Annotated in this window: 18 protein-coding genes; 4 read left to right on the plus strand and 14 right to left on the minus strand. The window is 61.0% G+C overall.

All coding sequences use genetic code 11. The features are described 5' to 3' along the window. Position 1: 1 nt before the first annotated feature. From H4V96_RS19745 to leuS, 10 genes are all read right to left on the minus strand, one after another. A complete protein-coding gene (locus H4V96_RS19745) occupies positions 2–2,212 on the minus strand; it encodes an EAL domain-containing protein (protein ID WP_196855648.1) in 2,211 nt (736 codons plus the stop codon). Beyond that, positions 2,212–4,365, minus strand: coding sequence for an HDOD domain-containing protein (locus H4V96_RS19750; RefSeq protein WP_196855649.1), 2,154 nt, complete (start codon positions 4,363–4,365; stop codon positions 2,212–2,214). The genes H4V96_RS19745 and H4V96_RS19750 overlap by 1 nt, the downstream gene beginning before the upstream one ends. 203 nt (positions 4,366–4,568) lie before the next feature. After that, positions 4,569–5,849, minus strand: coding sequence for a multidrug effflux MFS transporter (locus tag H4V96_RS19755; RefSeq protein WP_196855650.1), 1,281 nt, complete (start codon positions 5,847–5,849; stop codon positions 4,569–4,571). Between the two features lie 151 nt (positions 5,850–6,000). After that, on the minus strand, positions 6,001–7,170 hold the full coding sequence (locus tag H4V96_RS19760) for a class I SAM-dependent RNA methyltransferase (protein ID WP_010401742.1): 1,170 nt from the start codon (positions 7,168–7,170) through the stop codon (positions 6,001–6,003). 124 nt (positions 7,171–7,294) lie between these two features. Beyond that, positions 7,295–7,912, minus strand: a complete 618-nt coding sequence (locus tag H4V96_RS19765) for a 2-hydroxychromene-2-carboxylate isomerase (protein ID WP_196855651.1) — start codon at positions 7,910–7,912, stop codon at positions 7,295–7,297. A gap of 10 nt (positions 7,913–7,922) precedes the next feature. Then, positions 7,923–8,360, minus strand: a complete 438-nt coding sequence (locus H4V96_RS19770) for a CopD family protein (RefSeq protein ID WP_010401744.1) — start codon at positions 8,358–8,360, stop codon at positions 7,923–7,925. An 84-nt stretch (positions 8,361–8,444) separates the two neighbouring features. Next, entirely contained in the window at positions 8,445–9,716 is a 1,272-nt protein-coding gene (locus H4V96_RS19775) for a glutamate-5-semialdehyde dehydrogenase (protein ID WP_196855652.1), read from the minus strand. Between the two features lie 34 nt (positions 9,717–9,750). After that, complete coding sequence (holA, locus tag H4V96_RS19780) at positions 9,751–10,767, minus strand: DNA polymerase III subunit delta (protein ID WP_010401748.1); 1,017 nt, start codon at positions 10,765–10,767, stop codon at positions 9,751–9,753. A gap of 10 nt (positions 10,768–10,777) precedes the next feature. Further along, positions 10,778–11,377, minus strand: a complete 600-nt coding sequence (lptE, locus tag H4V96_RS19785) for an LPS assembly lipoprotein LptE (protein ID WP_196855653.1) — start codon at positions 11,375–11,377, stop codon at positions 10,778–10,780. 2 nt (positions 11,378–11,379) lie between these two features. Next, positions 11,380–14,019 carry a leucine--tRNA ligase gene (gene leuS, locus H4V96_RS19790; protein WP_010401750.1) on the minus strand — a complete coding sequence of 880 codons (2,640 nt, stop codon included), beginning with the start codon at positions 14,017–14,019 and terminating at the stop codon, positions 11,380–11,382. A 378-nt stretch (positions 14,020–14,397) separates the two neighbouring features. Between leuS and H4V96_RS19795 the strand changes: the two genes are divergently transcribed. Continuing rightward, positions 14,398–14,763 carry a glyoxalase/bleomycin resistance/extradiol dioxygenase family protein gene (locus H4V96_RS19795; protein ID WP_010401751.1) on the plus strand — a complete coding sequence of 122 codons (366 nt, stop codon included), beginning with the start codon at positions 14,398–14,400 and terminating at the stop codon, positions 14,761–14,763. Here H4V96_RS19795 and H4V96_RS19800 read toward each other — a convergent pair. Next, positions 14,760–15,656, minus strand: a complete 897-nt coding sequence (locus tag H4V96_RS19800) for a LysR substrate-binding domain-containing protein (protein WP_029496712.1) — start codon at positions 15,654–15,656, stop codon at positions 14,760–14,762. The two genes, H4V96_RS19795 and H4V96_RS19800, sit on opposite strands and share 4 nt — an antisense overlap. 160 nt (positions 15,657–15,816) lie before the next feature. On the opposite strand from H4V96_RS19800, the gene H4V96_RS19805 reads away from it, so the two are divergent. Together H4V96_RS19805 and H4V96_RS19810 are read left to right on the plus strand one after the other, a co-directional pair. Then, on the plus strand, positions 15,817–16,998 hold the full coding sequence (locus H4V96_RS19805) for an acyl-CoA dehydrogenase (protein WP_010401753.1): 1,182 nt from the start codon (positions 15,817–15,819) through the stop codon (positions 16,996–16,998). Next, complete coding sequence (locus H4V96_RS19810) at positions 16,998–18,245, plus strand: CaiB/BaiF CoA-transferase family protein (protein WP_070346107.1); 1,248 nt, start codon at positions 16,998–17,000, stop codon at positions 18,243–18,245. Before H4V96_RS19805 ends, H4V96_RS19810 begins: the two co-directional genes overlap by 1 nt. Positions 18,246–18,357: 112 nt before the next feature. Here the strand turns inward: H4V96_RS19810 and H4V96_RS19815 are convergent, their stop codons facing one another. Genes H4V96_RS19815 through H4V96_RS19825 form a run of 3 tightly spaced genes read right to left on the minus strand, consistent with a single transcriptional unit; the run spans position 18,358 to position 20,127 of the window. Then, the gene (locus H4V96_RS19815) at positions 18,358–18,684 is read right to left on the minus strand and encodes a barstar family protein (protein ID WP_010401757.1); all 327 of its coding nucleotides are present in this window, start codon (positions 18,682–18,684) and stop codon (positions 18,358–18,360) included. A gap of 8 nt (positions 18,685–18,692) precedes the next feature. Continuing rightward, positions 18,693–19,502 (minus strand): 4-hydroxy-tetrahydrodipicolinate reductase, encoded by an 810-nt coding sequence (gene dapB / locus H4V96_RS19820; protein WP_196855654.1) that lies wholly within the window; start codon positions 19,500–19,502, stop codon positions 18,693–18,695. 19 nt (positions 19,503–19,521) lie between these two features. Then, complete coding sequence (locus H4V96_RS19825) at positions 19,522–20,127, minus strand: outer membrane protein assembly factor BamE (RefSeq protein WP_196855700.1); 606 nt, start codon at positions 20,125–20,127, stop codon at positions 19,522–19,524. Between the two features lie 195 nt (positions 20,128–20,322). On the opposite strand from H4V96_RS19825, the gene fur reads away from it, so the two are divergent. Then, complete coding sequence (gene fur, locus H4V96_RS19830) at positions 20,323–20,754, plus strand: ferric iron uptake transcriptional regulator (RefSeq protein ID WP_010401765.1); 432 nt, start codon at positions 20,323–20,325, stop codon at positions 20,752–20,754. Positions 20,755–20,798 lie beyond the last annotated feature (44 nt).

Consider the following 20,798-nt stretch of genomic DNA (forward strand, 5'->3'; position numbering starts at 1 on the left):
ATCAGGCCTCGATAGCCAGCGGCTGTAGTGTGTCCGATCCAACATCGGCGATCAGGCGGTTCTGCTCTTGCAGCACGCCGATGAAGCTGCCCAGGGAAATGGGCCGGTGGTACAGATAGCCCTGCATCGTGGTGCAGCCCTTGTCCTGCAGATAACGCGCCTGGCTTTCCGTTTCCACGCCTTCGGCAATCAGGTGCAGACCCAGTCCGCGCGCGATCGAGATGATGGCCAGGATGACGGGATAGTGTCCGTGCTCGTCTTGGACTTCCTTGACGAAGGACTGATCAATCTTGATGGTGTGGATGGGGAAGCGGTGCAGATACGACAGCGAGGAATAGCCGGTGCCGAAATCGTCGATGGCGACCGACACGCCCAGCTGGCATAGCTTGTTCAACTGCTCGATCGCATATTGCGGATTGCGGATGCAGATGTTTTCCGTGATTTCCACTTCGATCTTTCCCGGTGCGATGCCATAGCGCGTCAGCGCGCCGCGCATCTTTTCGAAAAAGTCGCCCCGGTCCAGGTATTGCGGCGACAAATTGAGCGACAGGCGCACGGCTTCGCCACCGGCCGCGTTCCACTGCACCAGATCGCGGCACAAGGCGCCCAGCATCCAGTCCGAGATCGGCAGCATCAAGCCGTTTTCCTCGGCAAACGGCAGGAATTCGCCGGCCGTCAGCAAGCCGCGCTGCGGATGGTTCCAGCGCATCAGGCCTTCGGCGCCAACGATGCGGCCCGTCGTCACATCCACCTGCGGCTGGTAATACATTTCCAGCTGGTTCAGCTCCAGCGCCTTGCGCAAGCTCTGCTCGAGCGCGATCTTCTGGTGCGACACATCGAGCATCGATTCATGATAAAAACTATGGCCGTTCTTGCCCAACGCCTTGACCTGATACATGGCAATGTCGGCATGGCGCAACAGCTCGTCGATGGTCTCGCCGTCGCCCGGATAGATGGCGATGCCGATGGACGCCGAAATATGCACCTGGTTGCCATCGAGGTCGAAAGGCTGGTGCAGGCATTCAAGGAATTTGTCGGCGATCAGGCGCGCATCCTGGCGGTCGCGCAGTTCCGGCAGAACGATGGTGAACTCATCGCCACCCTGGCGCGCCAGCGTATCGCCGCGACGCAAACAATCCTTCAGGCGCAGCGCCACCTGCTGCAGCAACTCATCGCCCTTGACGTGGCCCAGGGTATCGTTGACCAGCTTGAAGCGATCCAGATCGATGAACATCACGGCCAGTTCCGTCAGCTTGCGCCGCGCCTGGATCACGGCCAGGCCCAGGCGATCATTGAACAGCATGCGGTTCGGCAGGTCCGTCAGGATATCGTGATAAGCCTGATAAGAAATGACTTCCTCGGCGCGCTTGCGGTCGGTGATGTCGCGCGCCACGCCGTAGGTGCCAAAGTATTCCTGCTTCCGGGCCTCGTGATCGAGGCTGTGCATGCCGATCGAATTGAGCGGAATCGTCATCAGGGTATTGTTGAAGGTGCGGTCGCTGCCGCTGCCGCTATGGCACTTCAGGCGCAGTTCCACATTGCGCGAGGCGCGCTCGTCGAGACGGCGCTCATTGAAGGCATAGCGCGCCCGCTCCTGATCTTCATCGTGCACGAGGATCGAATAATGGCTGCCGATCAGCTCTTCGCGGCTAAAGCCCAGCAACTGGTGCACCCTGTCGTTGATGAAGGTAATGCGGCCTTCGTGGTTCAAGGTGTAGATGATGTCGGGCGAGCTGTCGACCAGATAGCGGTACATCTTTTCCGAGTTTTCCAGCTGCAGCGCGATGCGCTCGTTCTCCAGCGCCAGCTTGCGCTTTTGCAGCGCGTTCTCCACCGTCTTGAGCAGCTCCTCGCGGCTATAGGGCTTGCGCAAATAATCATAGGCGCCACGTTTCAGGGCGCCGATGGCGGCTTCGATGCCAACGTCGCCGCTCATGACGATCACGTCACCCTCGATGCCGCGCCGGTTGATGTGGTCCATGATTTCATGGCCGCTCATGTCGGGCAGGCGCAAATCGAGCAGGATCAGGTCGAAGCGCAGTTTCGACAACTGCGCCAGCGCCTCGCTGCCACAGGTGGCCGTGTACAGTTGGTAGCCGCGGTCTTTCAGCAATTCGTGGAGGGAGGCGAGCAGGCGGGGCTCGTCGTCGACCAGCAGGATGCGCGGGCTGTTTTTCAGGTCAAATGGAATGGCAAAGGAGTTCATGGACATTACGCAGACAAGGCGGCCTTGCCGGGCGCAGGCAGCGCGGCTGCAGCGCTCGTCGGCACGGGAATGGGAAGTAAAATTTCAAACGACGTGCCGGACTTGCTGCTGCGGCAGCCAATCACGCCATGCAGACGCGTGACCAGGTCATGCACGATGGACAAGCCCAGGCCATGATGCGCTCCCTCCTTGTTGCTGCGCACGGGAGAAAACAGATTGGCCAGCACCTCCGGCGCCAGGCCGGCACCATTATCGCTGACGCACAATTCCAGATACAGACGACGGTCCCGGTTGATGTGGCCCCGGTTCACCACTTCGATACGCCCGCCATCGGGCAGTGCTTCGACGGCGTTTTTCAGCAGGTTGAGCAGGATTTGCTTGAGCATGTCGGCATCGGCCTCTACCTCGCATGGCGCGTCGCGCATGCGCGTGACCACCTCGATCTTCGGCGGCAGGAAGTCGGTGACGCGGAACAATCGCAGCACATCGTCGACCACGCGCGCACAATCGGTGACGCTGCCCGCATCCACGGGCTGCAAATCAGCCAGGCCGCCGATCAACTGCCCGACGCGGTCGATTTCCTCGTTCAGGATAGCCATCTCGCCGCTGACCGGCTCGCGTTTCTCCAGCTTGTGATCGAGTACGCTCAGGTAGTTCTTGATGATGGACAGCGGATTATTCACTTCATGCACGACACGGCGCGACGCGGCACGGTATTCCTCGGCCACGTGGTCGAGCTGGCGCCGTGCCTGGCCGCGCGCATTGACGGCCGTTTCCAGCGCAACGGCGGCCTGGTTGGCATACGCGCGCAAGAAACCTTGGCGCTTCTGGCAAGCGCCAATCTGCCACGCCGCCACACCGCCTATCAGCACCCCAAGGCTGCGCTGGCCCGCCACCAAGGGCAGGCAGACCAGGCTGTCGGTGCCGAGGATGCGGAATAGCTGCTCCTCGACGATGCCCAGCGCCGGCATGTCGCGCTTCAAGAACGCCAGTTGGCACTCGAGTGCCGAAACGGCCAGCGGACCGCCCTTGGCCAGCGGGATAGAGAAGCCGGCCAGACGCTGCTGATGTTCGCCGGCCGCCACACCCACCAGCGCATGGCCGGTAGAGTTTTGCAGCAGGATGACGGCAGTTTCAAAGTCGAACAGGATGCGCGCCGAGCGCGTGATGGCTTCGAGCAGGCTGCTCTCGCTCTGCTGGCGGGCAAAGGTCTGGCCCACTTCGGATACCAGCACCATATTGCGCACTTCGTCGGACAGGCGCTGCTGCACCGGATCGACGGATGGCGAAGCATACGCCGGCGGGGTGACGATATCGTCTGCGCCGGCCAGGTCAATACCCAGGTGCTGCGCCGCCTGCTCCACCTGACGCGCGATGCTGCCGGACAGATTTTCCAGTACCTCCACTTCCAGCGCGCATAGCTGCGCCGCCTGCGCAATCGATTCCGCGTCGTCGGCGTGGCAGCACAACAGGTGCGCCAGGCGCACGATGCGTATCAATGGATGACTGGCCTCCAGGCGCGCCAGCGGCTCATGGTGATACAGCACGCTGTCGGCCAGGAAGGAATCGAGATGCCAGCGCTCGATCAGCCAGGCACCCGCTTCGGCATGCGTGATCTGCAAGGTGCGCTGCTCGACAGCGCACAGGGCGGCATCGTCGCGCGCCGTAAAATTGAACGCGTATTCCTTCGGCGCCGCAGCGAGCAAAGCCAGTCGACCGACATTGTGCAGCAAGCCCGCCAGGTACGCTTCTTCGACGTGCGGATAGGCCATGGCCTTGGCAATCGCGCGCGTCATGACGGCGGCCGACAGCGAGCTTTTCCAGAAAGCACGCAAATCCGTGCTGCCGGAATGGGGGAAACTGTTGAAGGTCTGGAAGACCGATTCGCTGATGACCAGGGTCTTGATCATATCCGTACCCAGCGACACGAGCGACTGTTCCAGGCTGACGAGCTTGCCATGACGATGGTAGGCCGAGCTGTTGGCCACGCCGAGGATCTTGCTGGTCATGCCCGCATCCTTGGCGATGAGGGCGGCCAACTCTGGCATGCCGACATCGTCGGCCTGCAGGTGGGCGATCAGCTTAATGAGAATCTGCGGCATGGCCGGCAGGCGGGCAATCAGCAGGCGATTGCGAATATCTTGATCAGATTGATGCATCGTATCAGGCATTACCGGTTCGAAAAGGAAGAGCGCTCAGCAGCAAAGCGCGGCCACGTTCAGAGCAATCCCCCACTCCTGTAACCCAAAAATAGACTGCCTGAGAGGATGCCGGAAAAAAAATCATCTTATCATAAGCGCTCGATATTACTTGCAATACAGAAAATTAAGTTGAAAAAAATCCAGCGTTCCATCAAGAAAACTTATGCCTTGAATGCACCCAGCAAACGCTGGCGAAAGCGCCTCGAGATCAGCCACAGGACCAGCGCCAAGCCCGTGAACGCCAGTTGGCCCGACGCCAGCCACAGCACGGAACCGGACAGCAGCGGCGAGATCACGCCAGCCACCACAGCGCCCAGCAAGGTGCTGGCGAACGACTGGCACGAGGCGACAGTGCCGCGGATATGCGGGAACAGGTCGAGCGCCAGCAGGGTCGCGCCCGGCCCCACCAGCGACATGCCGAAAGTGTAGAAGAACAACGGCAGCACTGACCAGGGCAGCGATGGTGGCAAGAACAGATGGTAAGCGACATTGACGCTGGCCGCGCACAGCAAGAAGGTGAAGCCGATGCCGATCTGGCGCGCGAACGTCACCTTGCCGGCGATACGGTTGGCCGCCAGGGCGCCCATGAAAATCCCGCTCACGCACGGAATGAACAGCCAGCCAAACTGCGATGGTCCCAGGTGCAGCTGCTTGGGCAGCATTTCCGGCGCTGCCGTGATGAACAGGAACAAACCGGCGAAATTGAGCGCGACGATGCCGGCCTTGATGTGGAACAGGGGCGAGCGCAGGATCTGTCCATAGCTCGATGCCAGGAAACGGGGATTGAAAGGCTGGCGTTTGGCCAAAGGCAAAGTTTCAGGCAGGCGCCAGTAGCAAAAGGCCAGCAAGATCACCGTGTAAAGGGCGAGGAACAGGAAGATCGAGCGCCAGTCGAACCAGATGACGATCCAGCCACCCAGAATCGGCGCCACGGCCGGGGCGATGGAAAAGATCATCGTCACCAGCGACAGCAACCGCGCCGCTGCAGCATCGGCATACAGGTCGCGGATGATGGCGCGGCTGATCACTACGCCAGCGCCGGCTGACATGCCCTGCATCATGCGGAAGAACCACAGATAGTGCACCGTGTGCGCCGAGGCACAGCCGAGCGAGCCGATGGCAAACATCAGCAGCGACACCAGGATGACATTGCGCCGGCCAAACGTGTCCGAGATCGCACCATGCCACAGCACCATGCCGGCAAAAGCGAGCATGTAGAACGTCAGCGACTGCTGCACTTCCAGCGGTGACGCTTGCAGCGAATCCTGGATCGCGCCAAAGGCCGGCAGATACGTGTCGATCGACAGGGGGCCGAGCATCGACATGCCGGCCAGCATCATGGCCAGCGCACCACGGCTCAGCGGCGCCATATGGCTAGGGGCGGGCGGCGGAACGGGCGTGACCGGGTCGGGCGGCACGTTGGCCGGAGGGATGGGAAACATGGCGGGTCCAGGGTGACACATCCGGCTTTCTCAGCTGCCAAAATATCTGAGAAAGCCGTAGCGAGCGCAAGTCAATTGTGGCCCAGAGCGCAACCGTACTTCAGTACGGTGAGCACCACAGGCCGCAAGTCACGACGCGCAGTAGGTTTAATCAGATATTTTTAGGCTTTGCTTCTTCGCGGCGGTTGTAGCCTGCCACCATATCGAAACGGAACAAACGGCATTCCAGCGCACCGTTGAAGAATGGCGTCTTGCGCGCTTCTTTCAGGCGCAGCAGCTTGGGCAGGCCCAGGTCGGCCGTAAACAGGAATACGGTCCAGCCAGCGAAGCGCTGCTTGAGCGTCGTGCCCATGGCCGAATAGAAGGACGTCGACAGTTCATCTTCCGGAATGGTGCTATCGCCGCGCACGCCGATACGCTCGCCGTATGGCGGGTTGGTCAGCATGATGCCCGGCACGTCGCTTGGCGGCTTGACTTCCTGCGCCTCGATCTGTTTCAAGGGCACGTCGAAGCGCACGCCGGCACAACGCAGGTTATGGCGCGTCATGGCCACCATGTCGCCCGAGATGTCGCTGCCGAAAATGGTCGGTTCGGCAGGCAGCGGATTGACCTTGATGGCGTTTTTCATGGCATTCCACGGCGCTGGGTCGAAGTCGTGGAAGTTTTCGAAGGCGAACTGGCGCGAGGCGCCCGGTGGAATGCCTTGCAGCATCTGCGCCGCTTCGGCCAGGATGGTGCCGGAACCGCACATCGGGTCAAACAGCACCATGCCCGGCTTCCAGCCCGACACGCGCAACAGGCCAGCGGCCAGGTTTTCGCGCAGCGGTGCGTCGCCCGTCTCTTCACGCCAGCCGCGCTTGAACAGGGCTTCGCCCGAGGTGTCGAGGTAGACCGTAAACGTGTGCGCGTCGAGGAAGCCGACGATGCGCATGTCCGGCGTCTTGGTGTTGACCGATGGCCGTTCGTTGAACTGGTCGCGGAAGCGGTCGCAGATCGCATCCTTGATCTTCAGGGTGGTAAATTCCAGGCTGCGCAGCGGCGACTTCACGGCCGTGACGTCGACACGGATGGTGTGGTGCACGCCGAACCAGTCTTCCCAGGATTGCGCCAGGGTCAGGTCATAAATATCGTTTTCCGTCTTGTAGCCGGAATGGGCCATGCGCATCAGCACGCGCGAAGCGATGCGCGAATGCAGGTTGATGCGGTAGGAATCGAGCAGGTCGCCCGAGCAGTGTACGCCGCCCGGCACCTGGTTATGCACCTTCATGGTCGTACTATCCTGGGCAATCTCGCCCAGTTCCTCGGCCAGTGCCGCTTCCATGCCACGCGGGCATGGGCAAAAATATGAAGCCATAATTAGGATACCTTTTATCCGTTAAAAACAATTTTACTTAAAAGCAAATGAAATCTGGGGTCAGACCCGACGGGTCTGACCCCGGTACTAACTACTTTACTGCCAGCGCGCGCTCGACAAAATCGAGGCGGTCCTGGCCCCAGTATCCTTCGCCATCGACGATGTACCACGGCGAGCCGAAGACGCTGGCGGCAGTCGCGGCCTCCGTGTTGGCATCGTACTCGGCCTGCACGCTGGCCGTGTCCGATGTTTTCAGCAACTGGCGGCCATCAAGACCGGCATCGAGCGCGATCTGCACCAGGGTTTCCTCGTCGCCGATGTTGCGCTCTTCGGCCCACAGGCCACGCATGATAGCGTGCGCCAGCTTCAGCGATGCTTCCACGCCATGCGCCAATCGCGTCGCGATGATGAGCTTGGCAGACGCTTCCGGCGACACGGGGAAGAACTTCGGCTGCAGGGTCAGCGGCACTTGCAGGTAAGCCGACCAGCGCGCCAGTTCGGCCAGGCGATACGCCTGGCGCTGCGGCGCGCGCTTGGCCAGCGGCAGGCCGCCCGAGACGCTGAAGACCTTGCCCAGGTCAAAGGGACGAATGTCGATCTGTGCGCCGGTCTTCGCGGCGATGGCCATCAGGCGCGCGTGACCCAGGTAGGTCCATGGCGAGTGGGGCGCGAAGAAATACTGCACGACTTTGCTCTGGCTTGCACTCATCTCGATTCCCCTAGAAAGGCTTGACCACGACCAGCACGACAACGACCAACAGCATTACCACCGGCACTTCATTGAACCAGCGGAACCAGGTATGGCTGCGCTTGTTGAGACCTTTTTCAAACTTGCGCAAGATAGCGCCGCAGGCGTGGTGATAGCCGAGCAGCAGCACCACGAAGGTCAGCTTGGCGTGCATCCAGCCCGGTATCTTCACGCGGCCTTCCCCGCCACCAAACATCATCCACATCAACACCAGCCCCAGCACCATCGCCGGCAGCGCCAGCACCGACATGAAGCGGTACAGTTTGCGCGCCATCAGTAACAGGCGCTCGGTGGCTACCGTTTCCGTCTCCATCGCCAGGTTCACGAAAATACGCGGCAAATAAAACAGGCCGGCAAACCAGGATGTGACAAAGACGATGTGCAAGGCTTTGATCCAGAGATAGAGCATGGGGTTCCCAGTGTCAGATAGCTACAGAAATGAGAGCACGGGCCACCTTGTGGGCCGCCCGCGAAGACGTACTACATACCATTCTTACTTGCGCACTTCACCGTGGCCAAAGACCACGTACTTGAGTGATGTCAGGCCTTCCAGTCCCACCGGGCCGCGCGCGTGCAGCTTGTCGTTCGAGATGCCGATCTCGGCGCCCAGGCCATATTCAAAACCATCGGCGAAACGCGTCGAGGCATTCACCATCACCGAGGCGGAATCGACTTCGCGCAAGAAGCGCAGCGCATCGCTGTAGTCTTCCGTGATGATGGACTCCGTGTGCTTGGACGAATACTGATTAATGTGGTCCATCGCTTCGTCGATGCCGTCGACCACCTTCACCGACAGGATCGCCGCCAGGTATTCGGTGCGCCAGTCTTCCTCGGTGGCCGGCACCAGATGCGGATAGGAAGCGGCAGCCAGAATCGCATGGCTTTCAGGATCGGCACGCAGTTCCACCTGCTTGCTCAGGTACAGTTCGGCCAGCTGTGGCAGTACGCTGGCGGCGATGGCGCGCGACACCAGCAGCGTTTCCATGGTGTTGCAGGTGCCGTAGCGATGGCACTTCGCGTTGAAGCCGATATCAATCGCTTTCCTGATATCGGCCTTGGCGTCGATATACACGTGGCAGATGCCATCGAGGTGCTTGATCATCGGCACGGTCGCCTCTTCCATCAGGCGTGCGATCAGTCCCTTGCCGCCGCGCGGCACGATGACGTCCACGTATTGCGGCATGGTGATCAGACAGCCGACGGCGGCGCGGTCGATGGTGTCGATCACTTGCACGGCATCGGCCGGAAGACCTGCTCCCAGCAAGCCCTCTGCCACCAGCTTGGCCAGCGCACGGTTGCAATGAATCGCTTCCGAACCGCCGCGTAAAATCGTCGCGTTGCCGCTCTTGATGCACAGGCCGGCGGCGTCTATCGTCACGTTCGGACGCGCTTCATAGATGATGCCGATGACGCCCAGCGGCACGCGCATCTGCCCCACCTGGATGCCCGTCGGACGATATTTCATGTTCGATATTTCGCCGATCGGATCGGCCAGCGCAACGATCTGCGTCAAGCCTTCGACCATGCTGGCGATGGCGGCGTCGGATAAGGTCAGACGGTCGAGCATGGCTGGCGCCAGACCGGCGGCCGCCGCCGCATCGAGGTCGCGCTGATTGGCCGCGCGCAGCAGATCGGCATCGCGCACGATGGCGGCGGCGATCAGGCTCAAGGCGCGGTTGCGCGTGGCGCTGTCAGCACGCGCCATGGCGCGCGATGCCGCGCGCGCGCGCATACCGACGTCCTGCATATATTCAGAGATATCCATGCTCGTATCCGCTTCCATCCATATTTATAAAAACCTAGCCTCGGGCGATCTTCAGGCCCAACTGCAGCATGGCGTCCCAGGCGTCGCCCGCGTAGCCCTTGGCGCGCAAGCCCTTGATCATCTTGTCAACCTGCGCCGCCTGCTGCAGCGCCGCTTCCAGCACCGGCAGCGAAATGCGCCGCAGGGCCGGTTCCATCATCCGCTCGCGCGGTCCCCAGATGCGGTATTCCTTCAGCAGCGCGCCCAATGGGCGACCTTGCGCCATGCCGGCCTTCAATTTTAACAGCGTGCGGATTTCCTCGGAGACGGCCCACAAGACCAGCGGCAGCGCCTCGCCTTCGCCTTTCAAGCCTTCGAGCATGCGCACCAGGCGCGCCGGATCGCCGGCCAACATGGCTTCGGACAGCTTGAAGACATCGTAGCGGGCCACGTTCAGCACCGCATCCTGCACTTGTTCATACGTCAGCTTGCCCGCTGCATGCAGCAAGCCCAGTTTCTGAATTTCCTGGTGCGCTGCCAGCAAATTGCCCTCCACCCGCTCGGCAATGAAGTCGATGCTGGCCCGTTCGGCACTCTGCCCCTGCGCGCCCAGACGCTGGGATATCCACGCCGGCAACTGTGCCCGCTCCACATTCGCAATCTCGATATACACGGCCGCCTGCTGCAGGCTGGCCACCCACGCCGCCTTCTGCGTGGCCCAGTCCAGCTTGGGCAAGGTGATCAGTGTCAGGTTATCGGGGCTGAGGTTTTTGGCATAGCTTTGCAGCGCGGCGCCACCATCCTTGCCAGGCTTGCCGGTAGGGATGCGCAGCTCGATCAGTTTTTTATCGCCGAACAGCGACAACTCCTGATTCGCCGCCAGCAGTTCGCCCCACTTGAAGCTGCGTTCCACCGTCAGCACGTCACGCTCGGAAAACCCTTGCGCGCGCGCCGCGCGGCGGATCTTGTCGGCCGCTTCCAGCGCCAGCAAGTGTTCGTCGCTGGTGATCACATACAGCTGCGCCAGCGGCTTGGCCAGATGCCCATCGAGCGCGTCTATCCGCAATTGCATGGCGTCCCCGTTACTGCTGCGGGGCTGCCGGCGCGACCGGGGTCACTGGCGCCACCGACATGGCCGGCAGCACCGGTTTGATGGCCGCCAGGCGGCGCATGATCTGCTGCACCAGATCGTTGCGCATGTCGCGGTACAGCGCCGCCTCCTCGGTTTCCTTGGCCAGTACCTGCGATTCATCGAAGGTGATCGGACGCACCAGGTTGATGGTCGTCGGTGCCAGCAGCTGGTTGCCGGCCTTGTCCACGACGCGGAAATTGATCGAATAGCCGAGTTGGTACTCTTGCACGCGGCCATTTCTATTCAACGACAATATGCTTTTAGTACGATTACTCTCCGGATCGCTGAGCACCTCAAGGACAGCGTCGGCGCCATCCTTGGTGTCGACCACCTGGGTGCTGCCAATGGCGCGGATATAGCGCTTCAGGCCAATCGCCAGCGGCGATGTCTCGGGCAAACCGATGTACATCGTCGCAAACGGCAGCATGAAACTTCCGTTCGATCCGCGCAAATGAAAGCCGCAGGCCGACAGCAGCACGGTCAGGGCGATGGCCAGCATGGCGCGCCAGGCGCGCCCGCCGAACAGCGAAACGGAAGAGGAAGTCGTCATGATTACACCACGATGCTAATTAATTTTCCTGGCACGACGATGATCTTCTTCGGCGTGGTCTCGACGTACTTTTGCACACTTTCGCACGCCAGCGCAGCCGCTTCGATGCTGGCCTTGTCGGCATCCTTGGAGACGGTGATCGAGCCGCGCAGCTTGCCGTTCACCTGGATCATCATCTCGATCTCGGACTGCTCCAATGCTTGCGGATCGACTTGCGGCCACGGCGCGTTGAGCAAGTCGCCCTGCACACCGGCGTAGCCCAACTCTTGCCACAGCACGTGGGTGATGTGCGGCGCGACAGGATTGAGCAAGCGCAGGAAGATGGAAAAACCTTCGGCGATCAATGCCTTCGACTGCGCGCTATCGTCTAACTTGGCCGATTCGAGGGTGTTGAGCATCTTCATGCAGGCCGACACCACGGTGTTGTACTGGACGCGCTTCAAGTCGTAATCAGCTTGCTGCAGCAGCTTGTGCAATTCGCGGCGCAGATGTTTCTGCGCGTCGCCGGTGGCCGGTGCGGCGCCGCCAGCCAATGCGGCTTGAATCGTGGCCGACTGGGCGTAGCCGAAGGTCCACACACGGCGCAGGAAACGGTTCGCGCCTTCGACGCCGCTGCCCGACCATTCCAGGGTCTGTTCCGGCGGCGAGGCGAACATGGTAAACAAACGGGCCGTGTCAGCACCGTACTGCTCGATCTGCGCTTGCGGGTCGATGCCGTTGTTCTTCGACTTCGACATTTTTTCCGTGCCGCCGATTTCCACCGGCTGGCCATCGGCCACCAGGATGGCGCTTTGCGGACGGCCCTTGTCATCGAGCGACAGGCGCACGTCGTCCGGATTGAACCAGGTGGTCTTGCCCACGGCATCCTTGCGGAAGTAGGTTTCGTTGAGCACCATGCCTTGCGTCAGCAGGTTCACAAAAGGTTCGTCGAACTTGACCAGGCCGAAGTCGCGCATGATCTTGGTCCAGAAGCGCGCGTACAGCAAATGCATGACGGCGTGTTCGATGCCACCGATGTACTGGTCCATCGGCATCCAGTAATCGTTGCGCGCGTCGACCATGGCGTCGTTCGAGCCTGGCGAGGTATAGCGCATGTAGTACCACGACGAATCGACGAAGGTGTCCATGGTGTCCGTCTCGCGGCGCGCCGGTTTGCCGCACTGCGGGCAGTCGCACTGCAGGAACGCTTCGTACTTGTTCAAGGGATTGCCCGTGCCGTCCGGCACGCAGTCTTCCGGCAGCACCACCGGCAAGTCTTTTTCCGGCACTGGCACCACGCCGCAGTCGGCGCAATGGATCATCGGGATCGGCGTGCCCCAGTAGCGCTGGCGCGAAATGCCCCAGTCGCGCAGGCGGAACGTGGTTTTCTTTTCGCCCAGGCCCAGTTCGGCCAGGTCGGCGGCCACCGCATCGACGGCGGACGCGAAATGCAGACCGTCGTATTTGCCGGAGGCGACACAAACGCCATCCTTGCTGCCATACGATTCCTGCCAGGCGTCGGTCGAAAATTGCTGGCCCTTGACTTCGACGACTTGCTTGATCGGCAAATTGTATTTCTTGGCAAAGCCGAAATCGCGTTCGTCATGCGCCGGCACGCCCATCACGGCGCCGTCGCCGTAGGTGATCAAGACGTAGTTGCCGACCCATACTTCCACTTGCTCGCCCGTCAACGGATGCGTAACGAACAGGCCGGTCGGCATGCCCTTCTTCTCCATTGTCGCCATGTCCGCTTCGATCACGGAGCCCAGCTTGCACTCGGCGTTGAAGGCAGCCAGTGCAGGATTGCTTTGCGCGGCGTGGATGGCCAGCGGGTGCTCGGCGGCCACGGCGCAGAAGGTCACGCCCATGACGGTGTCAGCGCGGGTGGTAAACACATACAGCTTGCCGTCGCCGATCAAGGCGCCATGCGCATCCTTGATTGCATGCGGGAAAGCGAAGCGCACGCCCGTCGACTTGCCGATCCAGTTGGTCTGCATGGTGCGCACGCGCTCGGGCCAGCCGGGCAGCTTGTCGTCCACATAGGCCAGCAATTCTTCCGCGTAATCGGTGATGCGCGCGTAGTACATGGGGATTTCACGCTTTTCGATCAGCGCGCCAGAGCGCCAGCCACGGCCGTCGACGACTTGCTCGTTGGCCAGCACGGTCTGGTCGATCGGGTCCCAGTTCACGGTACCGGTCTTTTTGTAGATGATGCCTTTTTCCAGCATCTTCAGGAACATCCACTGGTTCCATTTGTAATATTCAGGCTTGCAGGCGGTCATTTCGCGCGACCAGTCGATGGCCAGACCCATCGATTCCATCTGCTGCTTCATGTGGGCGATGTTCGAGTACGTCCATTGCGCAGGCGGCACATTGTTGGCCATGGCCGCGTTTTCCGCCGGCATGCCGAACGCATCCCAGCCCATCGGCATGAGCACGTTGTAACCGTTCATGCGCAGGTAGCGGTACATCACGTCATTGATCGTATAGTTGCGCACGTGACCCATGTGCAGCTTGCCCGAAGGGTAAGGTAGCATCGAGCAAGCAAAATACTTGCCTTTTGGGAAACGCGGGTCGTGTTCGACGGCTTTATAGGCGTCGATCGCCTTCCAGTGCGATTGGGCGGCTTGTTCGACGTCGGCGGGACTATATTTATCTTGCATGATGTGCGGCCAATAGTGGATATGAACCGAGCATTATACTGGTTGTCGCCGCCAGATAGCGCGGCGCGCTGGCGGCCCGGGCTGGCATATTTTGGCCGGCACGCAATTATGCGGTGTGATGTATGAGTAATATCTGTGCAATATCTGTGTAATATCGATGTACTATAAAGGCAATCTTGTTCTTTGCAGCAACGCCGGCCATGCTCGTCTACCAGGAATACATACCCATTCCCGCCCTTCGGACCTGGCTGGACTGCGTCTGGACGTGCCGGACAATTACATCGACCGCCTGTGCCAGGACCAGCGCGATGCCAGTTTTTCCGCTGGCATGATGGCAGCAGGTATTTCGCCGACTTTTTCGACCAACAGGAGCGCAATATGATCAAAGGCTTACGCACTGTCACCTATCCCGTCCCCGACCTGGACAAGGCCAAGGCCTGGTACAGCCAGGTATTTAATACGCAGCCGTATTTCGACCAGCCCTTCTATGTCGGCTTTAACATCGGCGGCTTCGAGCTGGGCTTGCTGTCGGACGGCCAAGCTGGCGCGCAGGGCAGCGTCACTTACTGGGGCGTGGACGGCATCGAGCAGGAAGTCGAGCGCATTATCGCGCTAGGCGGCAGCCTGCACCACCCGATCACGGATGTGGGCGACGGCATCCGCACGGTGGAATTGCTCGACCCGTTCGGCAACCAGATCGGTTTCATCGACAATCCCCATTTCGATGCCGCCAAGGTCGTTTAAGCTGCCTCGTCCTGCAACCATCGCCGTAACTGCTGCAAGGCCAGTTTTTCATGCGCCGCCTCGGGCGTGATCAGGTAATACGCGCGCTGGCCGCGCAGTGGGCGCTCGCATGCAATGCATAGTTCGCCGCGCGCCAGTTCCGCCTCGACCAGCATACGCGGCAACAAGACCACGCCCTGCCCCTGCACGGCCGCCATGGCCAGCATGGAAAACAGTTCGTAGCGGGCGCCATAGCGTGCCAGTTCCCCATCGACCTGCATGGCGTCAAACCACTGGCGCCATGCGCCCGGTCGCGTACTTTGTTGCAACAAGGTCAGTTCCAGCAAATCCTGCGCCTGCCAATGGCTGCGCGCCGCCAGCAGGCGGGGGCTGGCGACGGGCACGATTTCTTCATGCATGAGCAAGGTGGCGCGCGTGCCGGGCCAGCGCGCCAATTGCTCGGGCGTGCCCGCGTACAAGGCGCCGTCGTATTCCGTATCGGCAAACATGAACGGTTTCGTATAGGCGTCGATATGCACGACGATCTCGGGGTGCAAGCGCGCCAGCGATGACAGACGCGGCATCAGCCAGCGCGTGGCAAACGTGGGCACGGACGCGAGCTGCAAGGCCCCGCCGCCGCCCTGGCGCGCCATGGTGTCGAGCGTATCGCGCTCCAGGCCATCGAGGCGGGCGGCGATCTGGCGCGCATACGCGGCGCCGGCACTGGTCAGCAGTACACCGTGGCGCGTGCGCTGGAATAGTTGCACGCCAAGAAAGCTTTCCAAGGAAGATATCTGCCGCGACACGGCGCTTTGCGTCAGCGACAGTTCGCGCGCCGCATGCGTGTAGCTTTGGTGGCGCGCCGCCGCCTCGAAGCAATTCAAGGCTTGCAGCATGGGGATTTTGCGTGACATGGGGATATCCGGCCAGTAAAAGAACCCTAGTATGGCGCAAGATATGCGCAATACGCATGTCTGGGTGCGAAAATATCGTTTGCGCAAGGCTAGGCAAAAACCTACCATGAGGCATATTCAATCTTGCGCCGATCACCGGCGCTCACCTGCGAGGCCTGTGATGAGCAAAACCGTATTCGACTGGAATTCCCCCCTGCTGCTGGAAGATCAACTGACAGGCGAGGAACGCGCCGTGCTGGAAGCGGCCCGCGACTATTGCCAGGGCAGCCTGGTGCCACGCGTGCTCGAATCATTCCGCCATGGCCGCACGGACGCCGCCATCTTCCGCGAAATGGGCGAGCTGGGCTTGCTGGGCAGCACGATACCCGAACAATACGGCGGCGCCGGCCTGAACTATGTCTGCTACGGCCTGGCGGCGCGCGAAGTCGAGCGCGTCGATTCGGGCTACCGCTCGATGATGAGCGTGCAATCGTCGCTGGTCATGGTGCCGATCAACGCCTTCGGCAACGAAGAGACCAAGCAAAAGTACCTGCCGAAACTGGCGACGGGCGAATTCATCGGCTGCTTCGGCCTGACGGAACCGGACCACGGCTCCGATCCTGGCAGCATGGTCACGCGCGCGCGCAAGGTGCCGGGCGGCTATAGCCTGTCCGGTGCCAAGATGTGGATCACCAACAGCCCCATCGCCGACGTGTTCGTCGTCTGGGCCAAGGACGATGAAGGCGCGATTCGCGGCTTCGTGCTGGAAAAAGGCTGGAAAGGCCTGTCGGCACCGGAAATCCACGGCAAGGTGGGCTTGCGCACCAGCATCACCGGTGAAATCGTCATGGATGAAGTATTTTGCCCGGAAGAAAACGCCTTCCCGGACGTGCGCGGCTTGAAAGGCCCATTCACATGCCTGAACAGCGCCCGCTACGGCATCGCCTGGGGCGCGCTGGGCGCAGCCGAAGACTGCTACCTGAAGGCACGCCAGTACACGATGGACCGCAAGCAATTCGGCCGCCCTCTTGCTGCCAATCAATTGGTGCAAAAGAAACTGGCTGACATGCTCACGGAAATCACCATGGGCTTGCAAGGCTGCTTGCGCCTGGGCCGCATGAAAGATGAAGGCTCGCCTGCCGTGGAAATCACTTCCATCATGAAACGCAACAGCTGCGGCAAGGCACTCGATATTGCCCGCGTGGCGCGCGACATGATGGGTGGCAACGGCATTTCCGACGAGTACGGCGTGATCCGCCACCTGGTCAACCTGGAAGTGGTCAACACCTATGAAGGCACGCACGATGTGCACGCGCTGATCATCGGCCGCGCCATCACCGGCATCTCCGCCTTCAGCAACTGATGGACGCCTTGGCCTCCACCCTGCGGCCCGCGCCGCTGACCGGCTTGCGCGTACTGGACCTGTCGCGCGTGCTGGCCGGTCCCTGGGCCGGGCAATTGCTGGCCGACCTGGGCGCCGACGTGGTCAAGGTGGAACAGCCGGGACGCGGCGATGACACGCGCTCCTGGGGGCCGCCGTATCTGAAAGATGAAGACGGCCGCGATACGGCCGAGGCCGCTTATTTTCAGTGCGCCAACCGCAACAAGCGCTCGCTGTGCATCGACCTGGCTGCCCCTGAAGGCCAGGCGCTGGTGCGCAAGCTGGCTGGCGAAGCGGATGTATTGCTGGAAAACTTCAAGCTGGACGGTTTGAAGCAATACGGTTTAGACGCGGCCAGCCTCATGGCGCTCAATCCTCGCCTGGTCTACTGCTCCATCACGGGCTTTGGACAGGATGGCCCGTATGCGGCGCGCGCCGGCTATGACTTTTTGATCCAGGGCATGGGCGGCCTGATGAGCATCACGGGCTTGCCCGATGGCCAGCCAGGCGCCGGGCCGCAAAAAGTGGGCGTGGCGCAAACGGATATCATGACGGGCCTGTATGCGACCATCGCCGTGCAGGCGGCGCTGGCCGAACGGCAACGCTCGGGCCTGGGCCAGCATATCGACCTGGCCCTGCTCGACGTGCAAGTGGCGGCCCTGGGCAACCAGGCGGCGAATTACTTGTGCGGCGGCAAAGTGCCTCAGCGCATGGGCAATGCGCATCCGAACATTGTTCCATATCAAGACTTCCCTACGGCCGATGGCGACATGATTTTGGCGATCGGCAACGATGGCCAGTTTTCCCGCTTTTGCGCCATCGTCGGCCATCCGGAGTGGGCGCTGGACGAACGCTACGCCACCAATCCGCAGCGCGTGGCGCACCGGGCCACCCTGATCCCCTTGCTGCGCCAAGCTACCGTCATGCGCACGACGGCCGAGTGGATCAGCGCCTTCGAGGCACAGGCCGTGCCGTGCGGCCCCGTCAACCGCATCGACCAGGTGTTTGCCGACCCGCAAGTGCTCGCGCGTGGCTTGAAAGTGCAAATGCCGCATCCGACGGCGGGCACGGTGGCGCTGGTGGCCAATCCCGTGCGCCTGTCCGGCTCGCCGGTGCAGTACCGCTTGCCGCCGCCGTTGCTGGGGCAGCATACGCAGGAAGTGCTGCACGAGTGGCTGGGCCTCGATGGCGGCCAGATCGACGGCTTGCGCGAACGCAAGGTCGTCTAACCGTCTGGGGTCAGACGTAGGTCGGATTAGCGCTTGCGCGTAATCCGACTTTCACAGCCAACAATGTTGTCGGATTACGGCCCGCAGGGCCTAATCCGACCTACGATTCTATTCACTTGAGTACCAGCTTCAACGCCGGCTTTTCACCATAATCTTCGTAGCGCTCATTGATGCCGGCGATACAGAACGTGATCTCTTCCAGCAAGTCGGGCACCTGCGCCTTCATGGCCTGCGCGTCTTGCACGACAATTTCCAGCACTTCGTTCGGTTTCAAACGGAACTGGGTCATGTTTTCATCGTCGCGCAGATAGCTGAGGCAATCGACCCAGGCATCCATGCTGTTGCCGTAGAACGCGGGGAAACCGAAGGCTGGCGCGCATTGCGCGTGAAAGCTCGCTTCGTCGGTGATGTCTTTTCCATTCAGGATCGCAGTGGCCATAATGTTCCTCAGTTCTTCAGCGACAACACGTCCTGCATGTCGAACAGGCCGCTCGACTTGTCGGCCAGGAAGCGTGCGGCGCGCAGGGCGCCGTGGGCGTAAGTGATGCGGCTGCTCGATTTGTGGCTGATCTCGATGCGCTCGCCGATGCCGGCAAACAGCACCGTATGGTCGCCGACGATATCGCCACCGCGGATGGTGGCAAAGCCGATGGTCGACGGGTCGCGTTCGCCCGTCACACCTTCGCGACCGTACACGGCGCAGTCCTTCAAGTCGCGGCCCAGGGCGCCGGCGACCACTTCTCCCATTTGCAGGGCGGTGCCCGATGGCGCATCGACCTTGAAGCGGTGATGCGCTTCGATGATTTCAATGTCGTAGCCTTCGGACAGGCTTTTCGCCGCCAGCTCCAGCAACTTCATGGTGACATTCACGCCCACGCTCATGTTCGGCGCGAACATGATGGCCGTCTTTTCGGCGGCAGCGGCAATCGCCGCCTTGCCCGCGTCATCGAAACCGGTGGTGCCGATGATCATCTTGATGCCGTGCTCGGCGCAATACGCCAGATGCTGCAAAGTGCCTTCGGGACGCGTGAAATCGATCAGGTAATCGGCGCCCGCCAGGCCGCTAGCCAAGCTGGACTCGATCAGCACGCCGGCAGGCTTGCCGAGGAAGGCGGCCGCATCCTGGCCCAAGGACGGCGAGCCAACGCGGTCGAGCGCGCCGACGAGCACGGCGTCAGGAGCATTGCTGACCGCTTCGATCAGGATATGGCCCATGCGGCCACTGGCGCCAGCGATGGCGATTTTCAATTCAGTCATTTTATTCTCTTACAGCAACTTATTTGGTGGGCTCGGCGATGGCTGCCGGTACAGCGTCAGGCTTGCTCACAGGAATGGCGGGGGCGGCATCGGCCGGCGCTGGCACGGCGCTTGGCGCCACCGGCGATGGCACGGCAGCGGCCGGCACGTCGGCCTTGGCAACCTTGGCGAATGGCGACGGACCGGCGATACGGTTGATGTATTCTTTCTCGGTCGGTAAATTGCCGCCTTCGACACGTTCAACTTTGCCATCTTTGCCGAAGTAGACAACCACGCGGCTGCTCGTGGTTTCGCCATTGCCCCGGGCCAGGCGGAATGGATAATCCCAGCGGTCGGCATGGAAAATATCGGTCAGCAGCGAGGTGCCAAAGACGAAACGCACTTGGTCGCGCGTCATGCCCACTTTCAACTGGGCCAGCATCTCTTCGGAGACAAAGTTACCTTGTTGAATGTCGGGACGATACGGCGAGAAAAACCACATGAATTTTTGCAGCGGCGTAACGGTAGTCGTTTGTGCACCCTGCTCAGGGACCACTTCCTTGCCTTCTTTTTGGCTGGCGGCCGGCTTTTCGCCAAGGATGCCGCGGCTGGCGCAGCCAGACATGGCGAGCGCGACACAGACCATGCCTGCCACGACTGGGGCTCGAAATGAAATACGGTGCCAGAGAGATGGCAATACAGCCGGTGTTACGCGCATAAATGACCTCAATTGGATGAACAAAACGCCAGGAGTGACCGGCCTGCCAAAAAATGCATATTTTGGCACTCCCCGACAAAACGCTATATGATAAAGCACCTGACCCACATACGAGCAACAAACATGAGTAACAATCCTAGTGATCTCAAGGCAAGCGGCCTGAAAGCCACCCTGCCACGCCTGAAGATACTCGATATCTTCCAGAGTAGCCCGGTACGTCACCTGACGGCAGAAGATGTCTACAAGATCCTGCTGGCCGAAAATATGGATGTCGGATTAGCAACTGTCTACCGTGTCCTGACGCAATTTGAGCAGGCGGGCTTACTCAACCGCAACCATTTTGAAACCGGCAAGGCAATTTTCGAACTCAACGAGGGCTCCCACCACGACCACCTGGTTTGCCTCGATTGTGGCCGGGTCGAAGAGTTCTTCGACGAAGAAATCGAAATTCGCCAGCAAAAAGTGGCCGAAGAGCGCGGCTTCAAGATCGCCGAACACGCCTTGGCCATTTATGGCAACTGCGTCAAGACGGCTTGCCCGCATAAAACTGCCTGAGCCAAGCTTGGCGCTCCTGCGGGAGCGGGCGGCGCTGCAGGCAA

It is taken from the genome of Janthinobacterium sp. CG_23.4 (genome assembly GCF_029892305.1).
In the GTDB taxonomy this organism is placed as follows: Bacteria; Pseudomonadota; Gammaproteobacteria; order Burkholderiales; family Burkholderiaceae_D; genus Janthinobacterium; species Janthinobacterium lividum_D.

What these genes read in the sequence shown, in the direction of transcription:
- H4V96_RS19745 (WP_196855648.1), bottom strand. Translation starts at nt 2,212, where the DNA reads ATGTCCATGAACTCCTTTGCCATTCCATTTGACCTGAAAAACAGCCCG.
- H4V96_RS19750 (WP_196855649.1), bottom strand. Translation starts at nt 4,365, where the DNA reads ATGCATCAATCTGATCAAGATATTCGCAATCGCCTGCTGATTGCCCGC.
- H4V96_RS19755 (WP_196855650.1), bottom strand. Translation starts at nt 5,849, where the DNA reads ATGTTTCCCATCCCTCCGGCCAACGTGCCGCCCGACCCGGTCACGCCC.
- H4V96_RS19760 (WP_010401742.1), bottom strand. Translation starts at nt 7,170, where the DNA reads ATGGAAGCGGCACTGGCCGAGGAACTGGGCGAGATTGCCCAGGATAGT.
- H4V96_RS19765 (WP_196855651.1), bottom strand. Translation starts at nt 7,912, where the DNA reads ATGAGTGCAAGCCAGAGCAAAGTCGTGCAGTATTTCTTCGCGCCCCAC.
- H4V96_RS19770 (WP_010401744.1), bottom strand. Translation starts at nt 8,360, where the DNA reads ATGCTCTATCTCTGGATCAAAGCCTTGCACATCGTCTTTGTCACATCC.
- H4V96_RS19775 (WP_196855652.1), bottom strand. Translation starts at nt 9,716, where the DNA reads ATGGATATCTCTGAATATATGCAGGACGTCGGTATGCGCGCGCGCGCG.
- holA (WP_010401748.1), bottom strand. Translation starts at nt 10,767, where the DNA reads ATGCAATTGCGGATAGACGCGCTCGATGGGCATCTGGCCAAGCCGCTG.
- lptE (WP_196855653.1), bottom strand. Translation starts at nt 11,377, where the DNA reads ATGACGACTTCCTCTTCCGTTTCGCTGTTCGGCGGGCGCGCCTGGCGC.
- leuS (WP_010401750.1), bottom strand. Translation starts at nt 14,019, where the DNA reads ATGCAAGATAAATATAGTCCCGCCGACGTCGAACAAGCCGCCCAATCG.
- H4V96_RS19795 (WP_010401751.1), top strand. Translation starts at nt 14,398, where the DNA reads ATGATCAAAGGCTTACGCACTGTCACCTATCCCGTCCCCGACCTGGAC.
- H4V96_RS19800 (WP_029496712.1), bottom strand. Translation starts at nt 15,656, where the DNA reads ATGTCACGCAAAATCCCCATGCTGCAAGCCTTGAATTGCTTCGAGGCG.
- H4V96_RS19805 (WP_010401753.1), top strand. Translation starts at nt 15,817, where the DNA reads ATGAGCAAAACCGTATTCGACTGGAATTCCCCCCTGCTGCTGGAAGAT.
- H4V96_RS19810 (WP_070346107.1), top strand. Translation starts at nt 16,998, where the DNA reads ATGGACGCCTTGGCCTCCACCCTGCGGCCCGCGCCGCTGACCGGCTTG.
- H4V96_RS19815 (WP_010401757.1), bottom strand. Translation starts at nt 18,684, where the DNA reads ATGGCCACTGCGATCCTGAATGGAAAAGACATCACCGACGAAGCGAGC.
- dapB (WP_196855654.1), bottom strand. Translation starts at nt 19,502, where the DNA reads ATGACTGAATTGAAAATCGCCATCGCTGGCGCCAGTGGCCGCATGGGC.
- H4V96_RS19825 (WP_196855700.1), bottom strand. Translation starts at nt 20,127, where the DNA reads ATGGTCTGTGTCGCGCTCGCCATGTCTGGCTGCGCCAGCCGCGGCATC.
- fur (WP_010401765.1), top strand. Translation starts at nt 20,323, where the DNA reads ATGAGTAACAATCCTAGTGATCTCAAGGCAAGCGGCCTGAAAGCCACC.